6 protein-coding genes are annotated in these 7,037 nt (G+C 64.1%); all 6 read left to right on the plus strand.

What is annotated here, in order from left to right:
• Positions 1-102: 102 nt before the first annotated feature.
• The gene (locus tag G3O01_RS43665) at positions 103-834 is read left to right on the plus strand and encodes a response regulator transcription factor (protein ID WP_205813696.1); all 732 of its coding nucleotides are present in this window, start codon (positions 103-105) and stop codon (positions 832-834) included.
• Positions 831-2,348, plus strand: coding sequence for a HAMP domain-containing sensor histidine kinase (locus G3O01_RS43670; RefSeq protein WP_205813697.1), 1,518 nt, complete (start codon positions 831-833; stop codon positions 2,346-2,348). The genes G3O01_RS43665 and G3O01_RS43670 overlap by 4 nt, the downstream gene beginning before the upstream one ends.
• Positions 2,349-2,846: 498 nt before the next feature.
• The gene (locus G3O01_RS43675) at positions 2,847-3,959 is read left to right on the plus strand and encodes an extracellular solute-binding protein (RefSeq protein WP_205813698.1); all 1,113 of its coding nucleotides are present in this window, start codon (positions 2,847-2,849) and stop codon (positions 3,957-3,959) included.
• Complete coding sequence (locus tag G3O01_RS43680) at positions 3,959-5,788, plus strand: diguanylate cyclase (RefSeq protein ID WP_205813699.1); 1,830 nt, start codon at positions 3,959-3,961, stop codon at positions 5,786-5,788. The genes G3O01_RS43675 and G3O01_RS43680 overlap by 1 nt, the downstream gene beginning before the upstream one ends.
• A gap of 89 nt (positions 5,789-5,877) precedes the next feature.
• Entirely contained in the window at positions 5,878-6,051 is a 174-nt protein-coding gene (locus tag G3O01_RS43685; RefSeq protein ID WP_205813700.1) for a hypothetical protein, read from the plus strand.
• Between the two features lie 152 nt (positions 6,052-6,203).
• Positions 6,204-7,037 (plus strand): hypothetical protein (locus tag G3O01_RS43690; RefSeq protein WP_205813701.1); only part of this gene is annotated, 834 nt, incomplete at its 3' end.

A 7,037-nucleotide genomic window follows, 5' to 3' on the forward strand; every position in this document is an offset into this window, starting at 1 on the left:
TGATAACCCCGCGACCGGAAATTCTGCACAATGTCAGTGCTGTAAACGTTGCAGTGCAGCGTTTAATCCCTGCGTTCACATCCTGTTCAACCAAGCGAGCCGATGGATCACCCTAAGCGCGTACTGATCGTCGAAGACGACGTCGACATTGCGAATGTGCTGAGCCTGCATCTGCGGGACGAACGCTACGAGGTTGTCCATAGCGCCGATGGCAACGAAGGCTTGCGGCTGCTGGAGCAGGGCAACTGGGACGCGCTGATTCTCGATCTGATGCTGCCGGGCGTCGACGGGCTGGAAATCTGCCGGCGCGCCCGCGCGATGGCGCGCTACACGCCCATCATCATCACCAGCGCGCGCTCGAGCGAGGTGCACCGCATTCTCGGCCTCGAACTCGGCGCGGACGACTACCTCGCCAAACCGTTTTCCGTGCTCGAACTGGTCGCGCGTGTGAAAGCGCTGCTGCGGCGCGCCGATGCCATGGCAAAAGACGCGCGCATGGAATCGGGCAGCCTGAATCTCGCCGGGCTTTTCATCGATCCGCTCACGCGCGAAGCGACCGTCAACGGCAAGCGGATCGAGCTGACGCCGCGCGAGTTCGACCTGCTGTACTTTTTTGCGAGCCGTCCGGGCAAGGTGTTCTCGCGCATGGACCTGCTGAACGCCGTGTGGGGCTATCAGCACGAAGGCTACGAGCATACGGTCAACACGCATATCAACCGGTTGCGCGCGAAGATCGAAGCGGACCCGGCGCAGCCCACGCGCATCCTGACGGTCTGGGGACGCGGCTACAAGTTCGTCGCCGACCCTGCGGCGCACGAGGGAGACGCGTCGTGAACCTGTCATTGACGCAGCGGCTCTCGCTGGTGTTTTCCGTGCTGCTGCTCGCGTGCTGCGGTGCATCCGCGTGGCTGCAGATCCGCTCCAGCGACCTGCACGAGAAGGAAGTGATCCAGAGCCTGTCGCGCGATCTGGCGGCACACATCGCGCACAATCCGGCGCTCTCGGACGATAGCGGCGAGGGCTCGCGCAAAGAGGCGCTACGGGAGATTTTCGGGCAACTGATGGTGGTCAATCCGAGCGTCGAAGTGTATCTGCTCGACCAGAATGGCCATATCGAAGGTGACGACGCGCCCGCCGGTCATCTGAAGCGCATGCAGGTCGACGTGCGCCCCGTGCGCCAGTTCATCGCGGGCGACCCGCTGCCGATACTCGGCGACGACCCGCGCAGCGTCGACGGACGCAAGGTGTTCAGCGCGGCGCTGCTGCCGCAAGCCGCCGGCCGTCCGCCCGAATACCTGTACGTCGTGCTGCAGGGCGAAGCGCACGATGCGCTCGCCGCGCGCGTCGCGGCCAGTTCGGTGTTGCGCACCACGTTGTGGTCGATGGCGCTCGTCGCGCTGCTCGGACTGGTCGCAGGTCTGATGGCGTTCGGACTGATCACGCGGCCGTTGCGGCGTTTGACGGACGCCATGCGCAAGTTCGACGCGAACGGCGAGCCGGACACGCCACCCGCCATTGCGAATGCGCCGCGTGTCACGCCTGCGAATTCGCGCGATGAAATCGCCACGCTCGAGTCGACTTTCGCGCAGATGTCCGAACGCATCGGCCAGCAATGGCGCGAGCTGACGCGGCAGGATCAGGAGCGGCGCGAACTGGTGGCGAACATTTCGCACGACCTGCGCACGCCGCTGACCTCGCTGCACGGCTACCTCGAAACGCTGTCGATGAAGTCGGACACGCTGAGCGACGCCGAGCGCAAGCGCTACCTCGCGATCGCACTCGCGCAGAGCGTGAAAGTCGGCAGGCTCGCGCAGTCGCTGTTTGAACTCGCGCGGCTGGAGCATGGCAACGTGCAGCTCGCGCTGGAAGATTTCTCACTCGTCGATCTGCTGCAGGACGTGTTCCAGAAATTCGAGCTTTCCGCCGAAGCCCGCCATATCCAGCTGCGCGCGGGCATTGCACCGCGCCTGCCGAACGTGACTGCCGACCTCGGCATGATCGAGCGCGTGCTGACCAATCTGCTCGACAACGCGATCCGCCACACGCCCGATAACGGCGCGGTCGATGTCGACCTTGCCGTGCGCGACGGCAAGGTCGCGGTGACGGTCAGCGATACCGGGCCGGGCATGTCGCCGGAAGTGCGCGCGAGTCTGTTCCAGCGCGCGTTCACGTCGGGCGGCGCGCATCGGGGCGGGCTCGGCCTGCTGATCGTCCAGCGCATGCTGCAGTTGCACGACAGCCAGATTCGGCTCGTCGAACGTGACGGCGCGGGCACCACCTTCTGCTTCGAACTGTATCCCGCCGGCACTGTGCAGAAGGGCGGCCGCGCGGTGGCGTCGGTGCAGTAGCGAAGGCGCCGACGTGTACGTTTGCGCGGCTAAAAAGCCAGAACCTTGCCGCACCAAACGAATGTCATCAACCATCCGTACGATGCCGTGCACGACGTTGCATCACGTCGCGATTTTCTGTGGCATCTGCATAAAAGTGCTGCAAAACAAGGCAAAAACAAACACCAGTTTGAAACGCGTGATGATATTGTCGCGCGCCGCGTGCACGTTTAGCGCGGTCATTTCCTGAAACGCTGCTTGAAAAGAAAGCGCGCGCCAATCGTTAAAGAAGCAGCCGTTCGCGCCGTTATCTGCGTGTAGACCACGACAGGGTATATTTTGGCGCGCGCGATTCAGCTAGACTGCAATTCCTTCTTCTGAAGAATAGCGTCGCGCGTCATTCACAAGCGACCGAACACCGCTCCCTCGCATGCCCGTCTGCATCGTCGCCATCGGCCGATGTTGCGTTGGGTGTGCCTGGAAGTGCATTGAAGTCGGATCGCGATAAGGACGGACAAGATGCGGTGGTGCTACTCGAATGCATGTGTCTTGCGGCGCGGCGTGCCCGCCCGCATCGCGTGCGCGTTCGTCCGTCCACGCCGGTTGCTTGACTCCGTCATCCTTTTTTTCGGCTGCTGCGTGCTGGTCGCGCAGGCGTCGGCAGCCGACAACGTGCTGCGCGTGCTCGCATGGCCGGGCTACGCCGATCCCGACGTCGTAAAAGTCTTCGAAACGCGTTATCACGCGAAAGTCGAAGTGACGCTGGTCGACTCCGATGAAGCGCTGTGGGACAAGATGCACGAGGGCAAGCAGCCGCGCTTCGACGTGCTCGCGGCCAACACGGCCGAAATCCAGCGTTACGCGCACGACGATCTGCTCGCGCCGCTCGACCTTGGCAGCCTGCCGAACACACAACGCCAGTTGCCGCGCTTTCGCGCGCTCTCGTCGATCGACGGACTGACGAAGAAGGGCGCCGTCTACGCGATACCGTTCACGTATTCGACGATGGGTCTGATCTACGACCGCAAGCAGGTCACCGTCCCGCCGCATTCGATGAACGAACTGTGGAATCCGCGCTATCGCGGCAAGGTGCTCGACTACAACAGCGCGCAGCACAATTTCTCGTTCACGGCGCTCGCGCTCGGCTATCCGAATCCGTTCCAGCTCAACGGCACGCAGGTCCAGACCATCACGCGCAAGCTGATCGATCTGCGGCGCAACCTGCTCACGTACTACAACCTGCCGGAAGAAGCCGCCGCGTACTTCGTGCAGCACAAGGTCGCGCTGATGTTCGGCAACTACGGCACGCAGCAGCTCGAATTGCTGCGCCGCGCGGGCGCCGACGTCGGCTACGTGATTCCCGACGAAGGCGTGCTCGCGTGGCTCGATTGCTGGTCGATGACGAACGCGGCGGCGAACCGGCCGCTCGCGCTCGCGTGGATCAACTACATGCTGGAGCCGGACGTCAGCCATCTGCTGACGCAGCGCCAGGGCCTCGCGAACACGCTGACGGAAGCACCCGAAAACACCGACAAGAGCCACATTTTGTGGATCGAACCCGTCGAGAACATCGACCGGCGCGAGGCGTTGTGGAGCCGCATCGTGTCGGGCGACCGTCCGGAGCGTTTCTGATGATGCGTCCCGGCCTCACGTTCAAGCTCTCCGTGCTGCTCGCGCTGATCGGCGTGCTCGCGTCGGGCACGACGGGCTACTACGCGTATCGCGCGAACCGGACCATGCTCGTGCGCGAGGCGGAGCGCAGCCTGCTCACGTCGACGGAACTGCTCGGCCAGCGCTTTACGTCTGCGATCAAGGACATCGCCGCGGACGCGCTGGTGCTCTCGACGATGCCGTCGGCCGCAACGATCGCGGTGAGCGACGACGGCGCGTCGCTCGAAAACCCGATGCGCGACCGGCTCGCGCAGGTGTTCGCAAGCTTTATCGCGCAGCATCCCGAGTATCTGCAGGTGCGGCTGATCGCGCGCAATCATTACGGGCTGGAGCTGATCCGTATCGATCGCGAATCGGGCGGCGCGGTGCGCGTGCGCGAGAGCGCGTTGCAGGAGAAAGGCCAGTTCGCGTATGTGTTCGATACGCTCGCGATGCTGCCGGGGCGCGTCTACGTATCGCCCATCGCCGTGAATCACGAGCACGGCGCGCATGCGGCCGAGGGCAAGCCCACGCTGCGGGTCGGCACGCCCGTCGCCAATGCGCGCGGCGAGGTGGTCGGTGTGGTGGTGATCGACGTCGATCTGGCGAGCCTGCTACGCCTGTCGCAAGCTGACCTGCCCGCCGACTATCAGGTCTATCTCGCGAACGAATGGGGCGATTTCCTCGTGCATCCGGACCCGTCGGAGACCTTCGGCTTCGACAAGGGCCGGCGCGTGTTCATGCAGGACAGTTTCGCATCCACCAAACCGCTGTTCGAGCAGTCGATGCAGCCCGTGCTGATGAACGGACTCGCGCAGCCGAAGGAAGCGGCGGACCATGTATTTGCGTTCGTGCGCCGGCCGTTCGGCGAATCGCAAGGCAATCGCTTCATCGTGATCGGACTGGCGAAACCGCTGCATGACGTGCTGGTCGGCGCGAACATGCTGGGCAACAGCATCGTGCGAATGGTGCTGATCTTCAGTGGTTTTGCGATCCTGCTCGCCATTCTGTTCGCCCGCGCGTTGACGCGGCCGCTGCATCTGCTCGCGGACGCCGCCACGCATTTCTTCTCCGAACACACGATGGACGCGCTGCCGCTCAAGCGCACCGACGAAATCGGCGTGCTCGCGCGCTGCTTCGACCGCATGCGTGGCGAGATCCGCGTGCAGATGGACGAGCTGCACAGCAAGCAGCACGAACTCGTGCATCTCGCGAGCCACGACGGCCTGACGGGTCTGCCGAACCGGATGCTCTTCATGCAGAAACTGCAGGAAGCGATCGACAACGCACACCGCAGCGGCGACCGGCTCGCAGTGCTGTTCATCGACCTGAACCGCTTCAAGCAGATCAACGATCAGTACGGCCATTCGGTCGGCGACGACGTGCTCGCGCTCGTCGCGCAGCGTCTGCAGTGCGTACTGCACACGGGTGATCTCGTCGCGCGGCTCGGTGGCGATGAATTTATCGTGCTCGTCAGAGGCGATCGCTCCGCCGACGCGGCGCCCGCGATCGCCGCGCGCATCGTGCGCACGCTCGACGAAGAACTGACCATTTCCGATCAGACGATGGCGGTCGGCGCGAGTATCGGCATCAGCCATTTCCCTGCCGACGGCGATTCCGCCGAAACGCTTTTGCTCAACGCGGACGCTGCGATGTATGCGGCGAAATCGGGCGGCTCCGGCGCGTGGCTGTCGTATCGCGAGTTGATCGAGATGCAGCATGTTCGCGCCGAGCGTGACCGCAAGCGCAAGGGCGCGCGCGCCGCCGAAAAGGTCGAGCCCGCCGACGACGGCGCTGACGTCATTGCATAAGGGCTGAACAAAGACTCGCGGCGTTGGCTTTTCCGCGCGGCATGGTTCTTGCAAAAACCTTGCACGTCATAAGCGGAAAGGAGAACCCGATGACCCTGGCCATTTATCTGATCGGCTGGCTGATTTTCATTGGCGGCGTGTCGTGGGCCCTCGTCAGCATGCATGTCGCGCAGCATTACGTGCTGATCGTCGCCGTCATTCTGCTCGGCATCGGCGTGGTCACGGGGGCGACCCGTACGCGTGGCCGCGACCGTTCTTCATAGCGTTTTCTTCTCACGGCGCAGGCAGTTTTTGCCTGCCGCCGTGACATTTCCCGACATAGTTTATGAAATGACTTGGGCGGGCCGTTCTTCTACGATTCATTCCGTCGCCACACTGCATCTGCGAAGTGGCCCGAACCGTGAAGGACACTGCCGTGAAAACCCGCTCGCAATTCTTCTCCTCGTTGTCTGGTCTGCTGAATCGTTCGTCTGCATGTGCATCCGCTTCGCGCGGCATTTCGCGCCGCGTCGCGCTCGCGGCGGCGGCGACGCTGATCGGCGCCAGCGCGTCGCTCGTCAGCGTGCCCGCGTTTGCCGGCTGGTACGGCCACGGCACCGCGTACACGTCACGCGGCGAATACAACGGCGCGCATGGCGGCTACTGCAGCGGTGGCACCTGCAATCACGCGGGCGGCGTGGCCGGCCCTTACGGCGGTATAGCGAGCAATTCGGGCAGCGTCACGCGCACGGCGCCCGGCCAGTTCTCGAATTCGGGTACGGCTTATGGTCCGAACGGCCGCTCGGTCCAGCATTCGGGCGACACCAGCTGCGCGAGTGGCACCTGCTCGCACACGGGTTCGATGACGGGCTCGGATGGCAAGACGGCTTCGACGTCGGGCGAAGTGACGCGCAACGGCGCCGGTCAGTACTCTTCGTCGGGTACGGTGACGGGCGGCAACGGCAACACGTATAACCATTCGGCGTCGACGAATTGCGGCGGTTGGACCTGCTCGCGCTCGGGGACGGTATCGGGCAGCAACGGCGGCACGGTCACGCATTCGGGCAGCGCAACGAGCGTCGCGCCGGGTGTCGTCGTCACGTCGGGCAGCGCGACGGGCACGCACGGCAATACGGTGACGACGAGCGGCACGGTCGTGCACGGCGGCGTGGTCACGACGGGCGGCACGGCTGTGGTGACAGGGACGACGACGGTCGGCGCGGCGGTGGTCGTGCCGCCGCCGGTAGTGGTCCCGCCGCCTGCTGTCGTC

Source organism: Burkholderia sp. Ac-20365 (assembly GCF_017104715.1).
Classification (GTDB): Bacteria; Pseudomonadota; Gammaproteobacteria; order Burkholderiales; family Burkholderiaceae; genus Paraburkholderia.

What these genes read in the sequence shown, in the direction of transcription:
- G3O01_RS43665 (WP_205813696.1), top strand. Translation starts at nt 103, where the DNA reads ATGGATCACCCTAAGCGCGTACTGATCGTCGAAGACGACGTCGACATT.
- G3O01_RS43680 (WP_205813699.1), top strand. Translation starts at nt 3,959, where the DNA reads ATGATGCGTCCCGGCCTCACGTTCAAGCTCTCCGTGCTGCTCGCGCTG.
- G3O01_RS43675 (WP_205813698.1), top strand. Translation starts at nt 2,847, where the DNA reads ATGCGGTGGTGCTACTCGAATGCATGTGTCTTGCGGCGCGGCGTGCCC.
- G3O01_RS43685 (WP_205813700.1), top strand. Translation starts at nt 5,878, where the DNA reads ATGACCCTGGCCATTTATCTGATCGGCTGGCTGATTTTCATTGGCGGC.